Origin of the sequence: Phenylobacterium parvum, assembly GCF_003150835.1 — a bacterium.
Lineage (GTDB): Bacteria > Pseudomonadota > Alphaproteobacteria > Caulobacterales > Caulobacteraceae > Phenylobacterium > Phenylobacterium parvum.
Genome location: NZ_CP029479.1, coordinates 383,948 through 409,268, shown reverse-complemented (window position 1 = coordinate 409,268; position 25,321 = coordinate 383,948). Strand labels below are relative to the sequence as shown.

Sequence of the window (25,321 nt, the reverse complement as noted above, 5' to 3'; positions counted from 1 at the left end):
GTCGGGTTAGCCCGCCTTACGGGTCAGAAAGAGCAGCCAGATATTCCAGATCACCGGGGCAAGGCCTGCCGCGGCCAAGCCCCACTGGGCGGGAGGACCGAAGAGGTGGAAGCCGACCAGGGAGAGCGCTCCGTGGGTCAGGGCGAAGAGGGCGATGAACAGCGCCGGTGGAAGCCGCTGGTAGACCCAGAGGACGGCGGGGTTCGATTCCTCGACCCGCCCTCCCTTGAGCCCGAAATGGGTGATGGCCGCATCCAGGAAGGCGAGGAAGGTGGATACGCCGGCGAGGGGCAGTTCGATCGGCATGCCGACCTTGGCTCCGAACGGTGGGGAGGACTGGAGCGGGCGGGGGGAATCGAACCCCCGACATCAAGCTTGGGAAGCTTGCGTTCTACCTCTGAACTACGCCCGCGCGCCTCGTCTCCTTACAGCCGGCGGCGGCCGGGCTCAAGGCCGCGGCTTTCCCCCGGGCGCGGGGGCCTGTAGGTAACAGGGGACTTCATACGGCGGGTCCCATGCGCATCCTGGTCATCCTGGCTCACTACTTCGCCGCCGAGGCCAAGCCCCGGCACGCCTCCACCGATGGCAGCCGCGAGGCGGACCGCAAGGCGGCGGTCGAGGCGGCGATCCGCAGCTGGCGGGCGCACTTCGGCCCCAGCGCCATGCTGGACGTGGGCTCGCGGTCCTTCCACATGGGCCCACGGTCCGAGGACACCGTGGATATCGTCGTGACCACGGCGAACGAAAAACACCTGATGACGCCGGAGTTCTGCACGGCCATGGGGGTGCGGGTGGCCAAGCACACCCTCGACCAGCCGCGCATGCTGGGCTTCACCGCCCAGGGCCTCTTCGCGGCCTGGCGCAACCTCTACGACCTGTTCGTCTTCAGCGAGGACGACCTGAAGATCAACGACCCGGCCTTTGTCGACAAGATCGTCTGGTTCAACCGCACCTTCGGCCCCCGTCGCGTGCTCATGCCCAACCGGGTCGAGCTGAACCCCGCGGGCCACGCCCCGAAGACCTACATCGACGGCGACCTGGCGCCGGCCCTGGCCGCCGACATGAAGCGCCACGTGACGGATGAGGAGACCCTGTACGGCTCGCCCTTCGGCCGGGAGGGCGTTTTCCAGCGGGCGCGCAACCCGCACTCGGGCTTCTACGCCCTCACCCGCGACCAGCTGTCCTACTGGATGAGCCAGCCCCACTGGCTGGACCGCGACTGCAGCTTCGTCTCGCCCCTGGAGAGCGCCGCCACCCTGGGGATCGCCAAGACCTTCTCGATCTACAAGCCCTTTGGCGCCTCTTCGGGCTTCCTCGAGATCGAGCACCTGGACGACCGGTTCTCGACCATGAAGCTGCCGGTGCGGGACCGGCTCTGAGACGCCCGGGGGGCTAGCTCCAGGGCCGGAAGTGCTTGGAGAGCTTGAGACCCTGCCTCTGGTAGTGGCTTCCGCCCTCGCCATACAGGCGCGAGGGCCTCTCGGTCAGGGGCTCGAAGACCAGGCGCGCCACGGTCTGGCCGTGCTCCAGCAGGAAGGGCGTCTCGTGGCTGCGCACCTCCAGCACGCCCCGGGAGCCCGTCGCCCCGGCCTCGGCGGCGCCGAAGCCCGGATCGAAGAAGCCGGCGTAGTGCACCCGGAACTCGCCCACCGAAGGGTCGATGGGGGTCATTTCCGCCGCCTGCAGGACGGGAATCTCCACCGCCTCGCGGGACGCCAGGATGTAGAACTCGCCGGGATCGAGCAGCAGTTCGCCGCGGCGGGGCGTCAGGGGCTCCCAGAAGTCCCGGGGGTCATGGCCGCCGACCCGGTCCATGTCGACCACGCCGGCGTGGCGGCGGGCGCGGAAACCGGCGACGGCCTCGCTCTCCAAGTCGACGCCCACGCTGAGGGTGGCCAGGCGCGGCGGGTCCCCCCGCTTCAGGCGCAGCTGGTTGAGGCGGGTTCCGGCGCGGACAAGGACCGGGAAGGTCTGGGGGGCGATCTCGACGAAGGCCGGGCCCCGGTAGCCGTCGGCCACGTCGTCAAAGGCCGGCTGGTGATCGGTGAGCAGGCGCACGAAGACGTCGACCCGTCCGGTGGAGCTCTTCGGGTTGGCGCGGGCGGAGACCCCCTTGGGCAGGGCCAGGCGCTCCTGCAGCTCGGCGATGTAGACGCAGCCCCGCTCCAGCACGGCGCCGGCCGACAGGTCGATCTCGTGCATCATCACGTCCGCCAGCCGGTCGGCCACGGTGCGGCCGGGACGCGGCAGGAAGGAGGCGCGCACCCGCCAGGCCCGGACGCCCAGGCGCAGGTCCAGGCTGGCCGGCTGGACCTGGTCAGGATCGAAGGGCCGGTCGGCGGCGATGGCCTCGCTGGCGATCAGGGCTTCAAGGGACTGGCAGGGCAGAATCCCCGCGCCGGACGTCTCGGACATGGGGGGACACTCGCCGCACGGCCGGGGAATGGCAAGGCCAACCGGCGCGCCGCTTGACCTGCGGCGCCCGTCGCGGTTGAAGCGGGCTCCTGACACGGAGACCGCCCATGACCCAAGACCCCAAGGACTGGCGCCCCCAGACCCGGATGGTGCGCGGCGGTATGGCGCGCTCGCCCTATGGCGAGATCTCCGAGGCCCTCTACCTGACCCAGAGCTTCGCCTACGACAGCGCCGCGGCGGCGGACCGGCGCTTCTCCGGCGAGGACCCCGGCTTCATCTACCAGCGCTTCGGAAACCCCACGACGCAGATGTTCGAGGACCGCCTCGCCCTGCTGGAGGGGGCGGAGATGTGCCGGGCGACGGCCTCGGGCATGTCGGCCGTACACGTGGCCCTGCAGGGGCTCGTCCGGGCCGGGGACCACGTGGTTGCAGGCCGCGCCCTGTTCGGCTCCTGCCGGTGGATCCTCTCCCAGTGGATGCCGCGTTTCGGGGTCGACGTGACCTTCGTCGACGCCACGGACCCCGCCGCCTGGGCCGACGCCATCCGGCCCAACACCCGCGCCTTCCTGGTGGAGAGCCCGGCCAATCCCCTGCTGGAGGTGACGCCCATCGCCGAGGTGGCCGCCCTTGCCCGGCAGGCCGGCGCCCGGCTGGTGGTGGACAACGTCTTCGCCACCCCGGTCTTCCAGAAGCCCCTGGAGCTGGGGGCGGACATCGTCGTCTACTCGGCCACAAAGCACATTGACGGTCAGGGCCGGGTGCTGGGCGGCGCCATCCTCGGCGGGGCGGAGCTGATGGGCGAGGCCTACCGCGACATCCTGCGGCACACGGGCCCGGCCCTGTCGCCCTTCAATTCCTGGGTGCTGCTGAAGGGGCTGGAGACCCTCGACCTGCGTGTCCGCCGGCAGGCGGACAACGCCGTGAGGGTGACCGAAGCGTTATGCAGTCACACTGCCGTTCGCAGGACGGTCTTCCCGGGGCGGCCGGACCATCCCCAGGCCAACCTCATCGCCCGCCAGATGACGGGTCCCGGCAACGTCGTGGCCTTCGACCTCGGGACCCGCGAGCGCGCCTGGGCCTTCCTCGACGCCCTGGGCATCGTCGACATCTCGAACAACCTGGGCGACGCCAAGTCGATGGCCACCCATCCCAGCACCACGACCCACCGTTCCATGTCGGAGTCAGAGCGGCTGGAGATCGGCCTCACCGAGGGCTGGGTGCGGATGAGCGTCGGCCTGGAAGACGCCGAGGACCTGGCGGAGGACGTCCTCCAGGCCCTCGACAAGGTCTGACGGGCGCCGGGTCAGAAGATCCCGTAGCCGCCGTCGATCAGGAAGCTGTCGCCGGTGTGGAAGGCCGAGGCGTCCGAGGACAGGTAGACGGCGATGCCGCCGAAGTCGGCGGGCTGGCCCCAGCGGCGCGCAGGCACGCGGCGGATCACCGCGTCGTTGAACTTGTCGTTGCCCTGGGCCCCGGCGGTCATGTCGGTGGCGATCCAGCCCGGCAGGACGGCGTTGGCGCGGACGCCGTAGCGGGCGTGCTCCACGGCGATGGCGCGGATCATGGAGATCACCGCTCCCTTGGTGGCGGCGTAGGCCTCGTTGCGCGGGGCGCCGTCGTAGGCCGAGAGGGACGAGATCACCACCAGGGACCCGCCCGCCTTGTCGCCGCCGTCGGCCCGCTCGACCATGTGCTTGCAGGCCTCGCGGAAGGTGAAGAAGACGCCGTCCAGGTTGACCGCCAGCACGCGCCGGTAGGTCTCGGTGGGGAAATCGGCGAAGGAGGAGGCGCCGCCGCCGATGCCGGCGTTGGCCACTACGGTGTCGATCCGGCCCATCTGGCGCACCGCCTCGGCCATGCCCTCGCGTACGGCGTTCTCGTCGGCCACGTCCACCACCTGGGTCAGCACCCGCACGCCTACGTCCTTCAGCGCCTCGGCGGCGGCGGCGTTCTTCTTGCCGTTGGAGCCCCAGATGACCACGTCCGCCCCGGCCTGGGCCAGGGCCTCCACCATGCCGAAGCCGATGCCGCCGTTGCCGCCGGTGACCAGGGCCACCTTTCCCGTCAGATCAAAAGGCCGATAGGCCATGGGTCATCCTCCCTTGTGTTGTGTCGGGAATGAAGGACCGCAAGGCGGCGTCGGGCGTCAAGCCGGATCAGCAGTACAGCGCGGGAAATTCGAGCTGGATGAGGTCACCGCCGGGGGCTCGCAGCCAGTCCGGGGTCGGTGGGGCGCGAAGGTGTCGGGAGGGCCGCACGGGATCTGGCGACCAGAGGGGCGGAAGGGTTGATGCAGATCCCCCTTCCACCCCAAGGATCGTCTCGTCCGCTAGCCGGGCAGACCCGGCTGGCTGACCCGACCGGCGCCAGAGATATTCTGCTCCAGCTGGGCGGGCCGGCGGGTGAGCTCGACCTCGCCGATGCCGGACACGTCGATCTTCGCGGACTGCTTCGGGCCCAGGGTGGCCTTGCCCGCGCCGGAGAGGTCGACCTCGGCCTCGTCCATCTCCAGGGCGGCGAGGTTGGCCGCGCCGGTCCCGGAGATCGCCAGGCTCGCCTTGCGGGTCTTGCCGGTGGCCGTGACACGACCGGCGCCGCTGAGATTGACCTCGAGCGTATCCTGGTCGTAGCCGGTGATCTTCAGGTCCTGGACGCCGCCCATGTCGAAATGGCTGACCCCAGGCGCCTCGATCACCACCTTCAGGGCGCCGCCCTTCCAGCGACCGCCTTCAAAGTCGATCCTGCCGTCCTTGATCGTGATCTTGTCGAGGAGGGCGGCGGGACCTTCCAGGCTGACGGTCCGGGCCGGGCCCTGGACATAGGTGACGTCGGCGAAGGCGTCGATCTCCAGGGTGTCGGTCCCGTCCCAGGCCAGCTTGCGGGTGACGCTGGGCCCCTCGGCGACGCCGAGGATGATCTCGTCGCCCGCCTCGGTCTCGATCTGGATATCCATTTCCTTGGCGAACTGGGTGATCTTGTCGTGCAGGCCCTTGGAGCCGCCGGCGAGGCCGACAGCGGCCGAGAGGGCCCCGAGGCAGAGGACGAACCCGGCGGCGGCGATGATGGCGAGGGTGCGGATCACGTGCGGGCCTCCCCAGCTTCGAGGGCCGGCTTCAGGAGCTTCAGGTGCAGGCGGCCATACCAGACCAGGGCGTTGACCAGGCCCACGGTGACCAGGGCCGTTAGGGCGCCGAGCGAGACGGCTCCGGCCATGACCCCGAGACCCGCGAACATGACAGCAGCGATCTCACGGACGGCGTCGAAGAAGGCCCCGCTGACGAAGACGAAGGCTCCGGCCCCGAAGCCCACCACCGAGGTGATGGCGAAGCCAAGCAGGACGCCGAGGATCGGCAGGAGAATGGGCAGGAGGATCAGGACGTCGATCGCCCCCAGGCCCAGGAGGCCGAAGATCGCGGTCGCGGCGGCGGAGGGGTTCCGCTCCGCCTCCCAGCGCTTCAGGCCGACCTCGGCCTTCAGCTCCCGCGCCAGGCGGGCGGGGTCGCCGAGGCCGGCTGCGACGTTCGCCTCGCTGCGACCGGCGGCGACGCCCTCGTCGAAGTGGGCGGCGTAGTCGGCCACATAGTCCTCGATGGTTTCCGGCGGCAGGCCGGCGAGTCCGGTCCTCAACCGGCCCAGGAAGAGCTCACGGCTCATTTTTCGTCTCCAAGGATTTCGCCGACGGAGGCGGAGAAGGACAGCCACTCGGCCTTTTGGGCGGCGAGGCTGGTCCGACCCGCGGGGGTCAGCCGGTAGTATTTGCGGGGGGGCCGGAGGGGCTTTCGACCAGGTAGGTGTCGACCAGTCCTTCGGACTGCATCCGGCGCATAAGGGGGTAGATCGTGCCTTCGCCCATGTCGATCGCGACCGCGAGGCGGGCGGCGATATCATAGGCGTAGGCGTCGGCGCGGGAGAGAAGGGCCAGGACGCAAAGCTCCAGGACCCCCCTCTTCAGCTGAACCTGTACGGCTTCGGGCAAGACAGATGCCTCCTTCTGATGAAGAGGTGTCTATCGCAAGGTATCTGTCGTGACAAGGTACCTTTTTTAAAAAGATACCTTGCGTCGTCAGGTTGCGGTCCAGCCTCCATCCACCGACAGGGCCGCGCCCGTCGCGGAGGCGCCGACGTCGGAGGCGAGATAGAGCAGCATGCCGGCCAGGTGCTCGTACTCGACGAACTTCTTGGTGGGCTGGGCGGCCAGGATGACGTCTTCCATCACCCGGTCCTCGGGAATGCCGCGCGTCTTGGCCTGGTCGACGATCTGGGCCTCGATCAGGGGGGTCTTCACATAGCCCGGGCAGATGGCGTTGGCGGTGATTCCGGTCCGGGCCAGTTCCACGGCCAGGCCCTTGGTGAAGCCCACCACCCCGAACTTGGCCGCCACGTAGGGCGCCTTGAAGGGCGAGGCCACGAGGCCATGGGCCGAGGCGATGTTGATGATCCGCCCCCGGCCCTGGGCCTTCATGATGGGAATGGCCGCCCGGCTGGCGTGGAAGGTGGAGGTCAGGATCACCGCGATCAGGGCGTCCCACTTTTCCTCGGGAAACTCGTCCACCGCCGCCACGTGCTGGATGCCGGCGTTGTTGACCAGGATGTCCAGCCGCCCGAACTCGCGCACGGCGTAGGCGATCAGGTCCTTGATCTCCTCCGGGCGGGTCATGTCGGCGGGGTGGTAGCGGACGGCGGCGTTGGTGCGGGCCTGGAGGGCCTGCCGATCCGCCTCGATCTTTGCCGGGTCGCCGAGGCCATTGAGGACCACATTGACCCCCTGCTCGGCCAGGGCCGAGGCGAGGGCCTGGCCGATGCCGCTAGTGGAGCCGGTGATGACCGCCACGTGGCCTTCCAGCTTGTAGTCGACGGCCATGGGCCTACTCCTTGTCGGCGCCGACTGGCGCGGGTTGGGGCCGGGAAAAGACCCAGAGATCGGCCGAGGAGTCCCCGGCCTGGAAACGGTAGCCGTCGCGGTCGAAGGCCCTCAGGTCGTCGGCGCGCTCGATGCGGTTGTCGATCGCGAAGCGGGCCAGGGCGCCCCGGGCGCGCTTGGCGAAGAAGCTGATGATCTTCGCGCGGCCGTCCTTCTCCTCGAGGAAGCGGACCTCCACCACCCGGGCCCGGAGGGCCTTGCGGTCGACGGCCGAGGCGTATTCCTGCGAGGCGGCGTTGACGACGACGGGGTCGGCGCGCCCTTCCAGTTCCGCCGCCAGGGCCCGGCCAAGCCGGTCGCCCCAAAAGGCGTAGAGGGACTTGCCGCGGCGGGTCTGCAGGGGCGAACCCATCTCCAGCCGGTAGGGCTGGATGCCGTCGAGGGGCTTCAGCACGCCATAGAGGCCCGAGAGGATGCGGACATGGTCCTGGGCCCAGGCCAGGGCCTCCGGCTCCAGCTCGCGGGCCTTCAGGCCGGCATAGACGTCGCCGTTGAAGGCGAACGCCGCCTGCAGGGCGCCCTCGGCGTGGGGATCGAAGGCCTGGAAGCGCTCGCGGTTCAGCACGGCCAGCTTTTCGGACAGGTCCATCAGGGCCCGGAGCTGGGCCACGGAGAGACGGCGCGTGGATTCCGCCAGCCGGGCGGTCTCGGCCTCCAGGACCGGGCGGGTCATGGGCGCCGGTACGGGGGGCGGCGTGAAGTCCATCGCCTTGGCGGGGGAAAGCAGGATCAGCATGGTGCGACTCTCAGAATAGCACGCGCGGGTTGAGGATGCGGCCCGGATCCAGGGCGACCCGGATGGCGGACAACAGGGCGATCTCGGCGGGGTCCTTCTGGCGACGGGCCTCGTCCGCCTTCATGACGCCCAGGCCGTGCTCGGCCGAGACCGAACCGCCCAGGGCGATGGCGATATCGTGGACGCGGGCCTGTCCTTCGGCGCGTCGGACCCGGTGGGGCGCATCGTCACCCCCCTCGGGGCGCAGGACGTCGAAGTGGATGTTGCCGTCGCCCACGTGGCCGAAGGCGCTGATCCGGCAGCCCGGCGCGAAGGCGGCCATGGCCTCGGAGGCCTCGTGGATGAAGCGCGGGACCTGGCTGACCGGCACCGAGATGTCGTGCTTCCAGGTCGCCCCCTCGGGCTTCTGGGCGGCGGACTGGTTCTCGCGCAGGGACCAGAAGTCCGCCGCCTGGGCCTCGCTGGCGGCGATCACCGCCTCGCCGGCGACGCCGTGTTCGCAGGCCTCGGCCAGCAGGGACTCCATCCGCCGTCCAGCCTCTTCGGGATCGGGAGAGGCGATTTCCAGCAGGACCCGCCAGGGCGGGTCTGTCGTCAGGGGGTCCCTCTGGCCCGGGATGTTCCTGAGGGCGAAGACGACGCCCTGGCGCGCCATGAGCTCGAAGGCCTCCAGGCCCGCGTCGACAGCCCGGCGGGCGCGGGTGAGCAGGTCCAGGGCCGCCTGGGGGCTGTCGAGGCCGACCATGGCCACGGCCCGGCCGGCGGGTTGGGGGAAGAGCTTGACGCTGGCCGCCGTGATCACGCCCAGGGTGCCTTCGGCCCCGGATAGCAGACCCTTGAGGTCGTAGCCGGTGTTGTCCTTGCGCAGCCGCCGCAGCCCGCGCCAGATCTCCCCGTTCGGCAGCACGGCTTCCAGGCCAAGCACCAGGTCGCGGGCGGTCCCGAAGCGGAGCACGGCGACGCCGCCGGCATTGGTGGAGATCACGCCGCCCAGGGTCGCAGTCCCCTCGGAGGCCAGGCTCAGGGGGAACCGCCGCCCCGCCGCGGCGGCGGCGGCCTGCACCTCGGCCAGGGTCACGCCCGCCTCGGCCACAAGGACGTCGTCCACCGGGTCCACGTCGCGGATGGCGCGCAGCCGCCGAGTGGACAGCAGGATCTCGCCCTGCGGGATCTGGCCGCCCACCAGGCCCGTATTGCCGCCCTGGAGGGTCAGGGGCGCGCCCTCGGCGGCGCAGAGGCTGACAATGGCGGCGGTCTCTTCCGGGGTGGCCGGGGACAGCATCAGGGGCGTGCGCCCGCTCCATCGGTCGCGCCACTCCACCAGGCGGGGCGCCAGGATGTCCGGGTCATCCGTCCAGCCGTCGGGCCCGACAAGGGCCTTGAGCCGGCTCAGCAGGGCGTCGGAAGGGTTGGTGGTCATGCCCGGCAAGGTAGGCGCTCGGCGCCGCCGAGGCCAGAGCGACACGCTCAGCCGATGGCGCCCGCCGCGCGGCGGAGACGGTCATTGATGGCCTCGCCCAGGCCGGCCTCGGGGATGGGCGCGACGGCGATGCCCGAAGGGCCGCGCCGGTCGGCCTCCCGCAGGAAGCTGAAGAGGTTGGCCGCCGCTTCCACGAGGTCGCCCGTCGGGCTGAGATTCAGCACCTCGCCGCCAGCCGGGGCCGGCCCAAAGGCCAGGAAGGCCTCGCCGGGCCGAGGCCCGTCAGCTTCCAGCCGGACAGGGGCTTCCGGCGCGTAATGGCGGGTCAGCCGGCCCGGCGAGCGGCGCGCATCGGCCTCGGCCTCGGCCAGGGGCCCGACGAGGGTCTCGATCTCGCCCCGCGTCACCCGGCCGGGTCGCAGAAGGCGGGGCTGGTCCAGCAGGGACACGACCGTGGACTCCAGCCCGACCTCGCAGGGACCGCCATCCAGGGCGATGGCCGCCTCATCCCCCGTCTCGGCCATCGCCGCGGCGAGGGTGGTGGGGCTGGGCCGGCCTGACCGGTTGGCCGAGGGCGCCGCCACCGGTCCGCCGAAGGCTTCGAGAACGGCCCGCGCGAGCGGGTGGGCGGGAACCCGCACGGCGACCGTGTCGAGCCCTGCCCGCGCCAGGTCGCAGACACGCCCGCCCGGCTGGACCGGCAGGACCAGGGTCAGGGGACCCGGCCAGAAGGCGGCGGCCAGGATCTCCGCGTCGGGGCTGAGGACCGCGATCTCCCGTGCGGCCTCCACGCTGGCGACATGGGCGATCAGCGGGTTGAAGGCCGGGCGGCCCTTGGCCGCGTAGACGGCCGCCACGGCGCGCGGGTTCCCGGCATCCGCCGCCAGGCCATAGACGGTCTCGGTCGGAAGAATGACCAGCCGTCCCTCCCGCAGGGCCGCAGCCGCCGCGGCCGGCGATCCCGCCGGCGACACCCTAGAACTTCTGGCCGAAGCTCAGGCCGATCGTCCTGGGACGGATCGGGACGGAGTAGGTCCGTCCGCCACAGACCGTGGGGGTGCACTGGGCGTAGCGGTACTTGTCGCCGACCTCATCGAAGAGGTTGCTGATGATCAGTTCAGCCCGCCAGTTGCCCCGGGCGAGGCCCGCCGCGACATCCACCGACCCGAAGGCGTCCTGCTGGCCCAGGATCCCGCGCTCCTCGAGCCGCAGGTCCGGCCAAGCCTCGCTCTGGTAGAGGCCGACCGCCTGCACGTGGGCCTCGAAGCCCGACAGGTCGAACTCGTACCGCACCCGGGCGTTGGCCTTGAGCTTGGGCGTCACCGGCAAGGCGGTTCCCGAAGGCGCCTGGGGATCGGCGCAGGTCTTGATCGGCTTGCCCTGGGCGTCCGTCGTGCCGCAGTAGGCCTCGGTCAGGTAGGCGTCCGTGTAGGAGGCGCCTCCGGTGACCGTGAGGCCCTGGACGGGCGCCGCCCAGCTGACCTCGGTCTCCGCGCCCTTGATCTCGGCCTGGCCAGCGTTGAGGATCTGGGTGAAGGAGTTGGCGCCCAGGTAGGAGAACTGGAAGTCCTTCCAGGTCTCGAAGAAGACTGCGCCGTTCCAGCGGATGGAATTGTCCGCCCACTCCGTCTTCCAGCCCAGCTCGTAGTTGTAGAGATAGTCGGCCTCGTAGGGCGCAAGCGTCGCGCGCCGGTTGATGCCGCCCGGCCGGAAGCCCTGGGAGTAGGTGGCGTAGACCAGCTTGTCGTCGCTCAACTTGTAGTTGAGGTTGATCTTGTAGATCTGGCCGGTCTCCTTGACCCGCTTGTCCAGGTTGGTGCACGGCGCACGGCCGACCTTGCCAGGGGCGAAGCAGGCGGCTTCGCCGGTGCGGGACGAGTAGCCATCACTGAAGCCGAAGAAGCCTTCGAGGGAGTTGTCGGTCTTGAACGCCCGCATCCCCAGGGTCAGGGTCAGCTTCTCGGTCAGGTCGACGTAGGCCTCGCCGAATGCGGCGTAGTCGCGGTCGATCCGCTGCTGCTCGGTGAGCCACAGGGTGTCGGGCCAGCCGGTGACCGTGATGTCCGGGCCGATGCCGGTGATCTGGTAGTTCTGCTCGATGAAGTGGGTCTGGCGCTGCTGGAAGGCGCCCACCACGAAGCGGACCCTCTGGTCCTGCGGCGAAGACAGCCGGATCTCGTTGGAGACCCGGGTGAAGTGGTCCCGGCCGGTGATCCGCTGGGTCGGATCGATCACCCTGCCCGTCGCGTCCGTGATGTAGGCGCCCGAGCCGAAGAGGGTGTCGTAGAAGAACGAGTAGTCGGTGTAGTCCGACTGGGAGTCGATCCGGCGATCCATGTAGGCCGAGGAGACGACAAGGTCGAAGTCGGCGATCCGCCCCTCGACCGCCAGGGCCGCCTGGTGCCAGCGGTCGTGGCCGGACTCCGGCAGGTAGTGGGTCACCTTCATCGGCCCCTGGGTCCGGTCGTAGGCGAAGATGCCGTCGGAGCGGGTGTCCTGGCTCATGAAGGTGGGCCGGATCGTCCAGTTCTCGTTCAGGTCCACCAGGCCGGCGATGCGCACCCCCCAGGTGTCGACCTCGTTGTAGTCGTCCCTGGCGCGGGCGTTGTTGTTGATCGTGACGCCGGACGTCGGATAGGTCCGGGTCCCCTTCACATTGTCGATATAGCCGCCGTCATGGGTGTTCCAGGCGACGAGGCGGACGGCCATGCGGTCGTTGAGGGGAATGTTGACCATGCCCTCCAGGGAATAGCCGGGCCCGCCATCGCTGACCGTATTGGCCCCGACGTCGTAGGCGGCGGCGAAGCCCGTGGGATCGGCGGCGTTGGTGACGATCTTGATGGTGCCGGCCTGGGAGCTGGCGCCGTAGAGGGTTCCCTGAGGGCCGGCCAGGGCCTCGACCCGGGCCACGTCGTAGACGTGCAGGTCCAGGGCTCCGCCGATGGAGGTGATGGGCTGCTCGTCGAGGTAGGTTCCGACGCTGGGCATGGAGCCGGAGTGGTTGCCATCGCCACCCGAGGCCACGCCGCGCATGTAGACGGTCGAGAAGCCCGGGGCCGAGCTTTGGTAGGCGACGCTGGGCAGGAACTTCACGTAGTCGTCGAAGCTCTCGACGTGGAGCTCCTGGAGCTTGCGGGTGGACAGGGCCGTCACCGCCACCGGGACGTCCTGGATGTTCTCGGCCCGCTTCTGGGCGGTGACGACGAGCTCCTCGACGGAGGCGGCCTCGTCCTCCGCCGCGAAGGCCGAGGGCGCGCCCGCCAGCATGGTTGAGGCCAGGAGGAGGGCCGTCAGGCGGGCGGGAGGCGTCGCACGGGTCATGGAAGTACGGATCCTGTTGTCAGACAGTCACGAATCGTCACCCGCACTAACCGTCCGCAGGCCCCGGGCTGTCAATCTCCCGAATGATCGTAGGGTCTTTCCTGTGGCGCAGGCGCCTCAGGATAGGCGTTCAGGACGGACCCGAGTGCAGACTTCAGCGGCCCGAGCCAGGGCTCGAAGCGCCGCCACTGGTCGAGGCCCTCGGTAAAGATGGGCCGGCGGACCTGTTCGGAGCTGGCGGTGCGAACGGCGCGGTCATTCTCGTAGAACCTCAGGCAGGCCGGGTCGAATTCCAGGCCGCAAGAGTCCAGCAGGGCCCGCACCTCAGCTTCGGGCTCGGCCACCATGCGCTCGTAGATCACCCGGTGGACGGCGCCGGGCAGGACCTGGTCGAAATGGGCCATCAGGTCGACATAGTCGGCGTAGTAGCGGCCCAGGTCCGTCAGGTCATAGGTAAAGGCCTGCCCCCGGGCGAAGTGCTGCTTGAACCCCGAGAAGCAGCAGCCCAGCGGATGGCGCCGGGCGTCGATGATCTTCGCGTTCGGCAGGATCAGCCGGATCAGCCCCACATGGGCGAAGTTGTTGGGCATCTTGTCGATGAAGAAGGGCCGGCCGGTCTTTCTCTGGGGGGCGGTGCGGGCCAGGTATTCCTCGCCCAGGGTGCGGCAGGCGTCCGCATCGAGGTCGGCAAGGGCGTCGGGATAGGCGGAGTCCTGGTCGCGGCGGGTGCGCCCGCCCAGCCGCTTGGCGAGGGCCGGCATGTCGGGCAGTTCCATGGTGCCCTCCACCTCCGGATGGCTGGCCAGGATCTGCTCCACCAGGGTTGAGCCGGCGCGGGGCAGGCCGAGTATGAAGACCGGGTCCGGCGAAGGGCAGCCCCACCCTTGCCTTGCGGCCCAGAATTCCGGCGTGAACAGGGCCCGGGAGCGCAGGACGTGCCGGTGCGTCTCGTCGGCGTCGTAGTCAAGGCTGGCCCGGCGCAGGGCGTTGCCTCGGCTGTAGGCCGAGAAGGATTCCTCGTCATGGCCCGCGTCCTCCAGGGCCTTGCCGAGGGCGAAGTCCAGGTGGAACCGGTCCTCGTCCGAGAGGTCCCCGCCGGCGAGGGCCTGGCGCATGGCGTCCAGGTCCTGCGGCGCAAACCGGAAGGTCTTGAGGTTGGCCAGGCTCCACCAAGCCTCGCCCAGGCCGGGCGACAGGGCGAGAGCCCGGCGGTAGGCGGCGACCGCGGCGTCCTGCCGGCCCACCGTCTTGAGGGCGTGGCCATAGCTCATCCAGCCCTTGGGCTGGACCGGGTAGTCGGCGAGCAGGTTTTCGAAGACGGCGATGGCCCTGTCGTACTCGCCCAGCTGGCCCAGGGCGGCGGCCTGCAGGTTGCGATAGCCGGGGTGGCGCGGATCCGCCTCCAGCAGGACCTCAGTCTCGGCCAGGGCCTCGGCCGCCCGGGTCTGGCGGTAGAGGGCCACCGCCAGGTTGTGGCGGGCCGGAATGAACCCCGGCGTCAGTTCGAGGCAACGGCGGAGCAGGGCCTCTGCGTCCTCGTAACGCCCCAGGCGCGTGGCGGTCTCGGCCAGCATGCGCAGGGCGGGCGGATCGTCCGGGCGGGCCCGGAGGCGATCGCGCAAAAGATGCTCAGCCACCGCCAGCTTGCCCTCGTTGAGGGCCGCCCCGGCCTCAAGCAGGACCGGGTCCCGGGTCGCCGCGCTGAGGGCCCGGGCCTCGGCGCGACCTGCGGCCTGGGCATGACCCAGCAGGCGATGCTGGACCGCCAGGGCCGTCCAGCCCTCGACCAGAGCCGGGTCCAGGGCGACCGCGCGGGAAAGGGCTTCCACGGCGCCCTTCGAATCCCCCGTCTCGCCGCGGGCGAGGCCGAGCTCGAGGTGGGCCGGGGGCCAGGTCGCCTGGGCGGCGGCCAGGGGCTCCAGGTCCGCCAGGGCCTCGGCGGCCCGACCCAGCCGACGGCGCGCCGAGGCGCGGATCAACAGGCCTGCGGGGTGCCCGGGGATGGCCGCCAGGATCTCATTGGCCTGGGCCTCGGCGAGGTCTGGCCGGGCGGCCAGAAGGGCCATGCCCTGCCGGATGGCGGTCTCGAGGGGGGCCTCGCTCACCGCCCCTCCCCCGCCGTGAGGGCCAGGAGGGCGAAGCTGGCCAGCCAGTGCTCGCCCATGTAGTCGCCAGCCACGTGCGGCAGGCTGGCGTCGAGGTGCCGCTCAGCGGCGCCGAGGGCCGCCGGGGCGGCGGGATCCGCCGGATCGAGGGCGCCCGCGAGGCTGAGCCAGCACCAGGCCCGACTGAGGTTGAGGCCATCGAGGTGGGCGATCTTGCCGTCGCTGCGGTCACTGACGCTGGCGGGAGTGAAGAGGCTGGCGGGTTCCCCTGCGGCGGCCCGGGGCAGGAAGCCGGCGAACCAGGCGCGGAAGTCCTCGGCCGGCAGCACCCGGCGCAGGCATTCGGCCTCCATCAGGGCGGGCGAAAGGAAGTCCTCGCCCGAGGGCTCCCAGGCCTGGCAGTCCCGGTCCTGGCCGTACCAGGACAGGGCCTTGGACTTCAGGAGGGCCTCCAGGTCCCGGTCCCCGGCGACGCGGGCGTAGTCGAGGGCCAGGGCGACGGCGAAGGCGGTGGAGGAGTGCACACCCGTCCGGACGGGATAGGTCGCCAGGGGCAGGTGGGCGCGGAAGCGGTCTGCGAAGTCAGCCGCCAGGGGGGCCAGCCGGCCGGCCCAGGGGCCGGGTGCGCCCGTCAGCTCCGCCTGCAGCTTCAGGAGCCAGGCCCAGCCATAGGGCCGCTCGAAGCCCCGTGACATGGGCCGCCGCAGGAAGGCCCGCTCGCCTTCCACGTTCGGCTCCGTGAAGGCCTCTGCAAAGCGTGCGTCGATCTCGGCGGCGACCGGATGGTCCGGGAAGCGGCGACGGACGGCGGCCAGCAGCCAGTAGCCGTGCACGCAGGAGTGCCAGTCGAAGCTGCCGAAGAAGATGGGATGGAGGCGGCGGGGTTCCGCCAGGTCCGCCTCGGAGCTCAGGACCTGGTCCAGCTTGTAGGGCCAGGGCCGGGTGACATGGCCCAGGGCGATCCGGGCGAAGCCGGCGGCGATCTCAGGGGTGAGCCGGGAAGGCGAGGACATGCATAAGGACCGTGTTGACGGCGAGGAGGACAAGCGCCGTGGGCGCCTGGGCCCGGATGACGGCGAAACGGTCGTCCAGGTCAAGGAGGGCGGCGGGGGCGAGGTTGAAGTTGGCGGCCAGCGGCGTCAGCAGGGTCCCGCAGAAACCCGACAGCATGCCGATGGCGCAGATGGCCGCCGGGTCGCCCCCGTAGACCTTGACCAGGACCGGCAGGGCCACGCCCGCAGTCATCACAGGGAAGGCGGCGAAGGCGTTGCCCATCAGGACGGTGAAGCCGGCCATGCCCAGGCAGTACACCGCGACGGCGGCCAGGCGGGTGTCCATGGAGAAGACCCGGGTGACGGTCTCGCCCACCACGGCGCCAACGCCGGCCAGGGCGAAGACGGCGCCCAGGGCCGCCAGCATCTGGGGCAGGAGGGCCATCCAGCCCACTGTGTCGGCCAGGCGCAGACCTTCGGTAAGGGGCGACAGGACCGGCTGGCGGAACAGGCGGACCGACAGGGCCGCAACGACCACCGCCGCGAAACTGAGCGAGACGAGGGTCGCCTGCTTCGGGTCCACCAGGGCGGCCAGGGCCGGCCCGCCATGGCGCACGCCGAGGCTTCCCGCGAGGACCAGGACCGGGATCAGCAGGGCCGGCCAGAAGAGCCTCAGGCCATGGGTCCGGGCCGAGGCCGCCCGGGCTTCGGTATCCGCCGCCCCGGACCCGCTGCGCCCGAGGCCCAGGGCGGCGGTCAGGGCCATGACCAGCACGAGGACGCCGTTGCCCAGGTCGCCCAGGCGGTCTCCCGCTAGGAAGGAGAGGGCGAAGAGGCCCCAGAACAGGGCGTTGCGAAGCCGCCGAGGATTGGCCGCATCCCTCAGGCTGAGGACGGCGAAGCCGGCGAAGACGAGGCCCGCGAGGGCGTAGACCTGGGTCAGACCGATCATGACCGCGGCGTCCTTCGGCCGAACACGAGGATTCGGGCGCCGTGCACGAGGAAGGCGGCGATGGCGGTGGGAATGGCCCAGACCGAGAGGTGCAGGGGCTCCACCGTGATCCCGTTCTGCTCGAGGAAGCCGACCATCAGCAGGATGGAGCCAATGGCCAGGAAGATGTCCTCGCCGAAGAAGAGGCCGATGTTGTCCGTGCCGGCCGCGAAGGCCCGGACCCTCTGGGTCTCGGCCGGGGACAGGGCCTCGACCCCCGTCTCGGTCGCCCGCGCCGCCTCGGCCATGGGGGCGATGATGGGGCGGATGGTCTGGGTCTGGCCGGCGATGGAGACCAGGCCCAGGGCCGCCGTCCCCTGGCGAAAGAGCAGGTAGGCCAGCATGAGACGGGCGAAGGTGACGGTCTTCAGCCGCCCGATCAGGCCCCGCGCCGCCTCCTGCAGGCCAGACCGCTCCAGCACGCCGATCACCGGCAGGATCAGCCAGGCGGCGCTGACATAGCGGTTTTCGTTGAAGGCCTTGCCGAAGGCGGCCAGCACCTCGAGGGGCGACAGACCTGCCGCAAGCCCCGTGGCCAGGGCCGAGGCCAGGACGACCAGCAGGGGGTTCAGGCCAACGGCGAAGCCCGCCACCACCAGAAGCACGCCCAGAAGCACCAGCATGGGTCCCATCCCCTTCCCTCGCCGGGCCAGTCTAGACCCGAGTCGCGGTCGAGGTCGCGGTGGGTGCGCGGCCGGAGGGCGACTTGCGCCGGCCCCCCGCGGGTCTATTGATGGTCCCCGACACCACGGGAGGCGGGCGTGACCACGGCGATTCTGCAGGCGCGGATGAGTTCCAGCCGGTTGCCTGGCAAGGTCCTGAAGCCCCTGCTGGGCCAGCCCATGATCCTGCGCCAGATCGAACGCCTGCGCCGTTGCCGGGAACTCGACCGGATCGTCGTGGCGACCAGCGAGGATCCGTCGGACGACGTGCTGGCGGAAACCCTGGCCGGGGCGGGGGTGGAGGTCGTCCGCGGCCCGCTGGACGACGTCCTGGGCCGTTTCCTGAAGGCGGTGGAGGTCCTCGGCCTTGAGGGCGACCTGGTGCGCCTGACCGCCGACTGTCCCCTGGCGGACCCCACGGTCATCGACGCCTGCGTCGCCCTGCGGCGTGAGCGGGGCCTGGACTATGCCTCCAACGGCCAGGTCCGGACCTTCCCCCGCGGGCTGGACGTCGAGGTCTTCACGGTGGAGGCCCTGCGTCGGGCGGCGGCGGAGGCGGCCTCGGCCTACGACCGCGAGCACGTGACGCCCTGGCTCTACCGGCCTGAAGCGCCTTTCCGGCGGGGAGACCTCGTTCAGGCCCCGGACCGCAGCGCGTTCCGGTGGACGGTGGACCTGCCGGGGGACTTCGCCTTCGTGGAGCGGGTCTACGCCGCCCTCTATCCCGGGAACCCGGCCTTCACCTCGGCGGACATCCTGGCCCTGCCCTTCGCGCGGCGGGAAGCCGACGCCTGAACCGCCTCAGCCGGCCTCGCCGCCTTCGACCATCGACCAGTCGAGGGGCTCGCCGAAGGGAATGTCGCGGGTCGCCCGGCGGCCGAGGACGGCGTCGTAATGCCGGGGCGCGAGGCCATGGCCCGGCCGGACCGACCGGATGTTGGCGGCGGTGAGGACCTCGCCCTTGCGGACGGACGCGCTCACATAGAGCGAGCGCCGCATGCCGGCGTTTCCCGCCTCGGCCTCGCCGGGACCATAGGCCACCCCGCCCAGGGCCTCCCAGGCGCCCCGGCAGCTGGAGACCAGTTCGGCGAGCTCGGCCGGCTCGAGGGAGAAGGCGGAGTCCACGCCCCCGTCAGCCCGGCTGAGGGTGAAGTGCTTTTCGATGAAACAGGCCCCGAGCGCCACCGCGGCCACGGACGCGGCCGTGCCCAGGGTGTGGTCGGACAGGCCGGCCAGGACCCCGAACCGCGCGGCCATGTCCGGCAGGGTGGCGAGGTTCATGGAGGACATGGGGGCGGGATAGGCGCTGGTGCAGTGCAGGACGATCAGGTCCTTCGCCCCGGCCCCGCGCGCCGCCTCCACCGCCTCTGCGATCTCCGCCGGCGAGGCCATGCCCGTGGACATGACCAGGGGCCGTCCCGTCGCCGCGCAGCGCCGGATCAGGGGCAGGTCCACAAGCTCGAAGGAGGCGATCTTGTAGGCGGGGGCGCCCAGGCTCTCCAGCAGGTCCACGGCGGTGAAGTCGAAGGGCGAGGAGAAGAGCGTCACCCCGGCCTTCCGGGCGTGCTCGAACATCGGCGCGTGCCAGTCCCAGGGGGTGTGCGCCTCGGCATACAGCTCGTGCAGGCGACGGCCGTCCCAGAGGCCGCCCTCGATCCGGAAGCCCGGGCCATCGTGGTCGAGGGTGATGGTGTCGGCGGTGTAGGTCTGGATCTTGACCGCGTCCGCCCCGGCGTCCGCCGCCGCCGAGATCAGGTCGAGGGCGCGGCCGAGCTCACCATTGTGATTGCCGGACATCTCGGCCACCACGTAAGGCGGTTGGCCGGGCCCGATGGGCCTGCCGTCAATGTGGGCCAGGGCCTGGCTCATGGAAGGCCTCCCGCGTCCTGCGCGCGATTCGCCCCGCGAATATGGGACCACCCGCGCCTGGGGGCCAGACGCTCAGGCCTCCGGCGAAGCGGAGGGCGCCCCGTCAAAGCGATAGGCGTCCCCGTCCCGGCGCACATGCCCCGCAGTGGGGGCGGCGAAGTGGGTGCCAATGACCAGGATGGGCTGGTCGGCGGCGCCCTCGAAGACCTCACGCCGCATCACGGCGGAGGCCGCCGGATCACTGTCGAAGGGCGGCGACCACTCCGGGTGGGCCATCTGGCAGGGATGGTGGACCATGTCGCCGGTGATCAGGCCCACCTCGCCGCCGGACTCGATCCGGACGCTGACATGGCCGGGCGTGTGGCCGGGGGTCGGGACCAGCCGGATCTCCGGGGAGATGACGTGGTCCATCTCCACCAGGTCGACGAGCCCCGCGTCGAAGACCGGACGGATGGAGTCCGACAGGATCGCCTGCTGCTCGGCGTCGCCCTCGGCGCTCCAGTGGTCGTATTCCCGCCGCCCGATCAGGTATCGGGCCTTCGGGAAGGTCGGGACCCAGCGGTCGCCCTCCTTCATGGTGTTCCAGCCCACATGGTCCACGTGCAGGTGGGTGCAGACGACGGCGTCGACGCTGTCGCGGGTCCAGCCGGTCGCCTCGAAGGACTTCAGGAAGTCCGTGGACAGGGCCTGTCCGCCGACAAGGCTCCGCGGACGGTCGTTGCCGATGCAGGTGTCCACCACCAGCCGCAGGCCGGGCGCCTCGACGAGCAGGGCGTGGATGGACAGGCGCAGGTGTCCCTCAGGCGTCACATAATGCGGAAAGAGCCAGGGGATTTCGCGCAGAGCCTCCGGCGTCGCCTCGGCGAGGAAGGCCCGCAGGGGATTGTGGACGACCGGCATTTCCATCTCGACCACGCGGGTGACCGTCACCTCGCCGATCCGCCAGCTGAGCATGCCTGTCCCTCCCCGTCTGTGGCCAACCCTAGCGCAGGCCGGCGTTGATCCGGTCGAGCGCCGCCTGCCCCGGCACCAGATCGGCGTCGGAGAGGCTGTTCAGCGGACGCTCCGTCGTGCCGAGGGCGCCGTGCAGGTCGCCGGGGTCCGGGTTCAGGTACAGAAGCCCCGTGACGATCTCACCCGCGGCCTGCCGTTCGGCCAGGTAGGCCATGGCGGCGATCCGGTCGGTGGCGTCATAATGGTCGGCCAGCTTGTGCAGGGACAGGACCGAACCGTCGTGCTGGGTCACGGAAATGGTCGTGCCGGGCTCGTAGTCGACCTCGATGGGCTTGCGGTCGGCGATCACGTCGAGGCGGTTCACGGCCTCGTTGTGCTCGCGGACATAGTCGTAGCTCTTGGTGGACCCTGCGTGGTTGTTGAACTGGACGCAGGGGCTCAGCGTGTCGATGAAGGCCGGCCCGGGATGACGGATGGCGGCCTTGATCAGGGGCACCAGCTGGGCCTTGTCGCCGGAGAAGGAGCGGGCGACAAAGGTGGCGCCCAGCTGGAGGGCGAGGCTGACCATGTCGATGGCGGCGTCATGGTTGACCACGCCCTTCTTGGACTTGGAGCCGCGGTCGGAGGTGGCCGAGAACTGGCCCTTGGTGAGACCGTACACACCATTGTTCTCGACGATGTAGGTCATGTTCACCCCGCGCCGGATGGCGTGAGCGAACTGGCCGAGGCCGATGGAGGCGGAGTCGCCGTCGCCGGAGACCCCCAGGTAGATCAGCTCCCGGTTGGCCAGGTTGGCGCCGGTCAGCACCGACGGCATCCGGCCGTGCACGGTGTTGAAGCCGTGTGAATTGCCGAGGAAGTAGTCCGGCGTCTTCGACGAGCAGCCGATCCCCGAGAGCTTCGCCACCCGGTGGGGGGGTAGGTCGAGCTCATAGGCCGCCTGGATGATGGCGGCGGAAATGGAGTCGTGGCCGCACCCGGCGCAGAGGGTCGAGACCGAACCCTCGTAGTCGCGCCGCAGGAAGCCCAGGCCGTTCGGCGTGAGGGCGGGGTGATGCAGTTTGGGCTTGGCGATGTAGGTCATTCGGCGGCCTCCCGGAGCGGGCGCGAGCCCGGCGGCTGGGTTGCGTCCATGAGACTGGAGATGGCGGAGACTATGAAGCGGGCGGTGATGGGCGTGCCGTCGAAGTGCAGGACCGGGATCAGCCGGTCCGGATCGCCGCCATTCTCGGCCATCAGCAGGGTCCGCAGCTGGGCGTCGCGGTTCTGCTCGACCACGAAGATTCGGTCATGCGAGGCGAGGAAGTCGTCCACCTCGGCGTTGAAGGGGAAGCCACGCACGCGCAGGGCGTCCAGCCGGCGGCCCTTGGCCTCGAACAGCCCGAGAGCCTCGTGCATGGCCGGTCCGGTGGAGCCGTAATAGATCACGCCGTCGCGGGTGGGCTGGCTGGCGCGGGTCAGGACCGGCGCAGGGATCAGGGTCTTGGCGGTCTCGAACTTGCGCAGCAGGCGCTGGACGTTGTCGACATAGACCGACCCCTCCTCCGAATATCGGGCGTAGGGGTTCCGCGAGGTGCCGCGGGTGAAGTAACCGCCCCGGTTCGGGTGGACGCCGGGATAGGTGCGGAAGGGGATGCCGTCGCCATCGACGTCAAGGTAGCGGCCGAAGTCGCGGCCAGCTTCCAGCTCCTCGTAGGTCATGACCTTGCCGCGGTCCATGCGGCGGCTCTCGTCCCACTTCAGGGGTTCAACCAGCCACTCGTTCATGCCCATGTCGAGGTCCAGCATGACGAAGACGGTGGTCTGGAGCCGGTCGGCCAGGTCGAAGGCCAGGGCTCCGAAGGTGAAGCACTCGCCCGGGTCCATGGGCAGGAGCATGGGGTGCTTGGTGTCGCCGTGGCTGGCGTAGGCGGCGCCGATCAGGTCCGCCTGCTGGGTGCGGGTCGGCATGCCGGTGGAGGGGCCGCCCCGCTGGACGTCGAAGATCACCGCGGGGATCTCGGCGAAGTAGGACAGGCCGATGAACTCGGTCATCAGGGAGACGCCCGGCCCGGAGGTGGCCGTGAAGGCGCGGGCGCCGTTCCAGCCGGCTCCGATCACCATGCCGATGGAGGCGATCTCGTCCTCGGCCTGGACGATGGCGAAGTTGGCCTGGCCGCTCTGGGGATCGACCCGCAGCTCCTGGCAATAGCTGGTGAAGGCCTCGGCCAGGGAGGTCGAGGGGGTGATGGGATACCAGGCGCACACCGTGGCGCCGCCGTACACCGCGCCCAGGCCGGCGGCCTGGTTGCCCTCGATGAAGATCCGGTCGCCCACGGCGTCGGCCCGACGGACCTGCAGGCCCAGGGGGCCCATGTTGTCGCTCACCCAGTCGCGGCCCATGTGCAGGGCGTCGACATTGGCCTTGATCAGCCGCTCGCGGCCCTCGAACTGCTCGGCCAGCAGGGTCTCGACCACGCCGATCTCGATGCCCAGCAGGGTGGCGAGGGCGCCCACGTAGATGATGTTCTTGAACAGCTGCCGCTCGCGCGCGACCGTGTATGCGGCGTTGCAGATGGCGGTCAGCGGCACGCCGATGACGTTGATGTCCGGCCGGAATTTCGACGGCGGCATGGGCTTGGTCGAGTCGTAGAACAGGTAGCCGCCCGGCTCGATCTCGGCCACGTCCCGGTCCCAGGTCTGGGGATTCATGGCCACCATCATGTCGACGCCGCCGCGGCGGCCGAGATGGCCGGCCTCGGTTATCCGGACCTCGAACCACGTGGGCAGGCCCTGGATGTTTGACGGGAAGATGTTGCGCACGGCGACCGGCACGCCCATCCGCAGGACGGCCTTGGCGAACATGGAGTTGGCGCTGGCCGAGCCGGAGCCGTTGACGTTGGCGAACTTGACGACGAAGTCGTTGACGGCGGCGAGGGGGGCGGTCACGCGGCGCCTCCCATCTGGTCGGCGTGGGTCATCTCAAGCGTGAACCTCTGCATGTCCCAGGCGCCGGTGGGGCAGCGCTCCGCGCAGAGGCCGCAGTGCAGGCAGACGTCCTCGTCCTTGACCATGACCCGTCCGGTGGCCAGGGCCCCGGACACCAGCAGGTCCTGGTCGAGGTTGACGGCCGGCGCCTTCAGGCGGGCCCGCAGGTCCGCCTCCTCGCCGTCCTCGGTGAAGGTGATGCAGTCCACCGGACAGATGTCGACGCAGGCGTCGCACTCGATGCAGAGGTTGTCCGCAAAGACCGTCTGGACGTCGCAGTTCAGGCACCTCTGGGCCTCGGCGAAGCCAAGCCGGGAATCGAAGCCGAGCTCGACCTCGACCCGCACGTTCTTCAGGGCCTCGGCCTTGTCGAGCATGGGCACCCGGTGCCGGAGATCCAGAGAGATGTCGTTGTCGTAGCTCCACTCGTGAATGCCCATCTTCTGGGAGACAAGGGAGAAGCCCGGAGGCGGGCGGTCATGGACGTCCTCGCCCATGCAGTGGCGATGGATCGAGACCGCCGCATCGTGGCCATGCGCCACGGCCCAGATGATGTTCTTCGGCCCGAAGGCGGCGTCGCCGCCGAAGAAGACCCCCTTGCGGGTGGACTCGAAGGTCACCGGATTCACTTCCGGCATGTCCCAGCGGTCAAATTCCAGGCCGATGTCCCGCTCGATCCAGGGGAAGGCGTTTTCCTGTCCGACGGCGACCAGGACATCGTCGCACTCGTGGTGCTCGTCAGGCTCGCCCGAAGGCACGAGGCTGCGGCGACCCTTGTCGTCGAATTCCGCCCGGACGATCTCGAAGGTCACGCCGGTCAGGCGGCCGTTCTCGTGGGTGAAGGCCTTGGGGACGCGGAAGTTGAGGATCGGGATATCCTCGTGGATCGCGTCCTCCTTTTCCCAGGGGCTGGCCTTCATCTCCTCGAAGCCCGAGCGGACGACGACCTTGACCTCCTGGCCGCCGAGGCGGCGCGAGGTGCGGCAGCAGTCCATGGCGGTATTGCCGCCGCCCAGGACGATGACCCGCCGGCCGATCTTCTCGATGTGGCCGAAGGAGACGCTGGAGAGCCAGTCGATGCCGACATGGACGTTAGCGGCGGCTTCCTTGCGGCCCGGGATATCGAGGTCGCGGCCGCGGGGTGCGCCAGACCCGACGAACACCGCGTCGAAGCCCTCGGACAAGAGGCCCTTGAGGCTCTCGATGCGCTGGCCAAGGCGAAGCTCGACACCGCCGAGGCGGGTGACGTAGCCGACCTCCTCGTCGATCACTTCCTCGGGCAGGCGGAAGCGCGGGATCTGGCTGCGGATCATGCCGCCCGAGCGCGGCTCGCCGTCGAACAGGACCAGCTCGTAGCCCAGGGGGGCGAGGTCACGCGCCACTGTGAGAGAGGCGGGGCCGGCGCCGACCAGGGCCACGCGCTTGCCGTTCCGCTTGGCGGCGACCGGCGGCATCAGGGGCCCGACATCGGACTTGTTGTCGGCGGCGACGCGCTTCAGCCGGCAGATGGCCACCGGCTCCTCCTCGACCCGGCCGCGCCGGCAGGCGGGCTCGCAGGGACGGTCGCAGGTACGGCCGAGAACGCCTGGGAAGACGTTCGACTTCCAGTTGATCATGTAGGCGTCGTCGTACCGGCCATCGGCGATCAGGCGGATGTATTCCGGTACAGGCGTGTGGGCCGGGCAGGCCCACTGGCAGTCGACCACCTTGTGATAGTAGTCGGGACCCTCGGTACGCGTTGGCTGCAAGACCCGTTTCCTCCCAGGTCGCCCGGCGTGACGGGGCCGGAGTCTCGCGTGGATCCCGGTCCTTCGCCGCCCCGCATCGGGCGTTCACTCCATTCTTAGGGGCGGATCACGGGCAAGGCCAGCCGTCTTGCCGCTGCACCCTGAAATTCCCGGGAGGGTCGATGGGCGTCCCCGACTTCAAGAGTCCGTGAGAGTCCCCAGCGGCCCCTTGGCGGGAAAA

Annotated in this window: 22 protein-coding genes, 1 tRNA gene and 1 pseudogene; 3 read left to right on the top strand and 21 right to left on the bottom strand. The window is 70.2% G+C overall.

Annotated features, from left to right (window positions below; all coding sequences use genetic code 11):
- Nucleotides 1-6 precede the first annotated feature (6 nt).
- Together HYN04_RS01980 and HYN04_RS01975 are read right to left on the bottom strand one after the other, a co-directional pair.
- Nucleotides 7-306 (bottom strand): DUF5658 family protein, encoded by a 300-nt coding sequence (locus HYN04_RS01980; protein ID WP_110449210.1) that lies wholly within the window; start codon nt 304-306, stop codon nt 7-9.
- A gap of 31 nt (nt 307-337) precedes the next feature.
- Nucleotides 338-412, bottom strand: a tRNA-Gly gene (locus HYN04_RS01975).
- A 103-nt stretch (nt 413-515) separates the two neighbouring features.
- Between HYN04_RS01975 and HYN04_RS01970 the strand changes: the two genes are divergently transcribed.
- Nucleotides 516-1,379, top strand: coding sequence for a calcium-binding protein (locus HYN04_RS01970; RefSeq protein WP_110449209.1), 864 nt, complete (start codon nt 516-518; stop codon nt 1,377-1,379).
- A 13-nt stretch (nt 1,380-1,392) separates the two neighbouring features.
- Here the strand turns inward: HYN04_RS01970 and HYN04_RS01965 are convergent, their stop codons facing one another.
- Complete coding sequence (locus HYN04_RS01965) at nt 1,393-2,415, bottom strand: 2'-deoxycytidine 5'-triphosphate deaminase (protein WP_110449208.1); 1,023 nt, start codon at nt 2,413-2,415, stop codon at nt 1,393-1,395.
- Between the two features lie 107 nt (nt 2,416-2,522).
- Between HYN04_RS01965 and metZ the strand changes: the two genes are divergently transcribed.
- Nucleotides 2,523-3,707 (top strand): O-succinylhomoserine sulfhydrylase, encoded by a 1,185-nt coding sequence (gene metZ / locus HYN04_RS01960; RefSeq protein WP_110449207.1) that lies wholly within the window; start codon nt 2,523-2,525, stop codon nt 3,705-3,707.
- 11 nt (nt 3,708-3,718) lie between these two features.
- Here the strand turns inward: metZ and HYN04_RS01955 are convergent, their stop codons facing one another.
- The 13 genes and pseudogenes from HYN04_RS01955 to HYN04_RS01895 form a co-directional block, all read right to left on the bottom strand.
- Entirely contained in the window at nt 3,719-4,504 is a 786-nt protein-coding gene (locus HYN04_RS01955; protein WP_110449206.1) for an SDR family NAD(P)-dependent oxidoreductase, read from the bottom strand.
- A gap of 240 nt (nt 4,505-4,744) precedes the next feature.
- Nucleotides 4,745-5,497: a GIN domain-containing protein gene (locus HYN04_RS01950; RefSeq protein WP_110449205.1), complete on the bottom strand. Its 753-nt coding sequence runs from the start codon at nt 5,495-5,497 to the stop codon at nt 4,745-4,747.
- The gene (locus tag HYN04_RS01945) at nt 5,494-6,069 is read right to left on the bottom strand and encodes a DUF1700 domain-containing protein (RefSeq protein WP_110449204.1); all 576 of its coding nucleotides are present in this window, start codon (nt 6,067-6,069) and stop codon (nt 5,494-5,496) included. Before HYN04_RS01945 ends, HYN04_RS01950 begins: the two co-directional genes overlap by 4 nt.
- Nucleotides 6,066-6,391: pseudogene (locus tag HYN04_RS01940) on the bottom strand (PadR family transcriptional regulator). The gene HYN04_RS01945 and the pseudogene HYN04_RS01940 overlap by 4 nt, the downstream one beginning before the upstream one ends.
- Before the next feature lie 87 nt (nt 6,392-6,478).
- Nucleotides 6,479-7,276 (bottom strand): 3-hydroxybutyrate dehydrogenase, encoded by a 798-nt coding sequence (locus HYN04_RS01935; protein WP_110449203.1) that lies wholly within the window; start codon nt 7,274-7,276, stop codon nt 6,479-6,481.
- A gap of 4 nt (nt 7,277-7,280) precedes the next feature.
- Entirely contained in the window at nt 7,281-8,072 is a 792-nt protein-coding gene (gene yaaA, locus HYN04_RS01930) for a peroxide stress protein YaaA (RefSeq protein ID WP_110449202.1), read from the bottom strand.
- Between the two features lie 10 nt (nt 8,073-8,082).
- Entirely contained in the window at nt 8,083-9,492 is a 1,410-nt protein-coding gene (locus tag HYN04_RS01925; RefSeq protein WP_110449201.1) for an FAD-binding oxidoreductase, read from the bottom strand.
- Nucleotides 9,493-9,539: 47 nt separating this feature from the next.
- Nucleotides 9,540-10,466, bottom strand: a complete 927-nt coding sequence (locus HYN04_RS01920) for an L-threonylcarbamoyladenylate synthase (protein WP_241962659.1) — start codon at nt 10,464-10,466, stop codon at nt 9,540-9,542.
- 1 nt (nt 10,467) lies between these two features.
- Entirely contained in the window at nt 10,468-12,813 is a 2,346-nt protein-coding gene (locus tag HYN04_RS01915) for a TonB-dependent receptor (RefSeq protein ID WP_110449200.1), read from the bottom strand.
- Nucleotides 12,814-12,884: 71 nt separating this feature from the next.
- Nucleotides 12,885-14,879, bottom strand: coding sequence for a tetratricopeptide repeat-containing sulfotransferase family protein (locus HYN04_RS01910; protein ID WP_110451244.1), 1,995 nt, complete (start codon nt 14,877-14,879; stop codon nt 12,885-12,887).
- Nucleotides 14,880-14,914: 35 nt separating this feature from the next.
- Nucleotides 14,915-15,931: a DUF2891 domain-containing protein gene (locus HYN04_RS01905; RefSeq protein ID WP_110449199.1), complete on the bottom strand. Its 1,017-nt coding sequence runs from the start codon at nt 15,929-15,931 to the stop codon at nt 14,915-14,917.
- Nucleotides 15,903-16,862 carry a DUF979 domain-containing protein gene (locus tag HYN04_RS01900; RefSeq protein WP_110449198.1) on the bottom strand — a complete coding sequence of 320 codons (960 nt, stop codon included), beginning with the start codon at nt 16,860-16,862 and terminating at the stop codon, nt 15,903-15,905. The genes HYN04_RS01905 and HYN04_RS01900 overlap by 29 nt, the downstream gene beginning before the upstream one ends.
- The gene (locus tag HYN04_RS01895; RefSeq protein ID WP_110449197.1) at nt 16,859-17,524 is read right to left on the bottom strand and encodes a DUF969 domain-containing protein; all 666 of its coding nucleotides are present in this window, start codon (nt 17,522-17,524) and stop codon (nt 16,859-16,861) included. Before HYN04_RS01895 ends, HYN04_RS01900 begins: the two co-directional genes overlap by 4 nt.
- Before the next feature lie 138 nt (nt 17,525-17,662).
- Between HYN04_RS01895 and HYN04_RS01890 the strand changes: the two genes are divergently transcribed.
- Nucleotides 17,663-18,358, top strand: coding sequence for a cytidylyltransferase domain-containing protein (locus HYN04_RS01890; RefSeq protein ID WP_110449196.1), 696 nt, complete (start codon nt 17,663-17,665; stop codon nt 18,356-18,358).
- 6 nt (nt 18,359-18,364) lie between these two features.
- Here the strand turns inward: HYN04_RS01890 and pseI are convergent, their stop codons facing one another.
- The 5 genes from pseI to HYN04_RS01865 all read right to left on the bottom strand — a co-directional run bounded on the left by pseI (nt 18,365) and on the right by HYN04_RS01865 (nt 25,101).
- Entirely contained in the window at nt 18,365-19,432 is a 1,068-nt protein-coding gene (gene pseI, locus HYN04_RS01885) for a pseudaminic acid synthase (protein ID WP_110449195.1), read from the bottom strand.
- 72 nt (nt 19,433-19,504) lie between these two features.
- Nucleotides 19,505-20,386: an MBL fold metallo-hydrolase gene (locus tag HYN04_RS01880; protein ID WP_110449194.1), complete on the bottom strand. Its 882-nt coding sequence runs from the start codon at nt 20,384-20,386 to the stop codon at nt 19,505-19,507.
- Nucleotides 20,387-20,414: 28 nt separating this feature from the next.
- Nucleotides 20,415-21,470: a 2-oxoacid:ferredoxin oxidoreductase subunit beta gene (locus tag HYN04_RS01875; protein ID WP_110449193.1), complete on the bottom strand. Its 1,056-nt coding sequence runs from the start codon at nt 21,468-21,470 to the stop codon at nt 20,415-20,417.
- Nucleotides 21,467-23,314, bottom strand: coding sequence for a 2-oxoacid:acceptor oxidoreductase subunit alpha (locus HYN04_RS01870; protein WP_110449192.1), 1,848 nt, complete (start codon nt 23,312-23,314; stop codon nt 21,467-21,469). Before HYN04_RS01870 ends, HYN04_RS01875 begins: the two co-directional genes overlap by 4 nt.
- Nucleotides 23,311-25,101, bottom strand: coding sequence for an FAD-dependent oxidoreductase (locus tag HYN04_RS01865; protein ID WP_110449191.1), 1,791 nt, complete (start codon nt 25,099-25,101; stop codon nt 23,311-23,313). Before HYN04_RS01865 ends, HYN04_RS01870 begins: the two co-directional genes overlap by 4 nt.
- Nucleotides 25,102-25,321 lie beyond the last annotated feature (220 nt).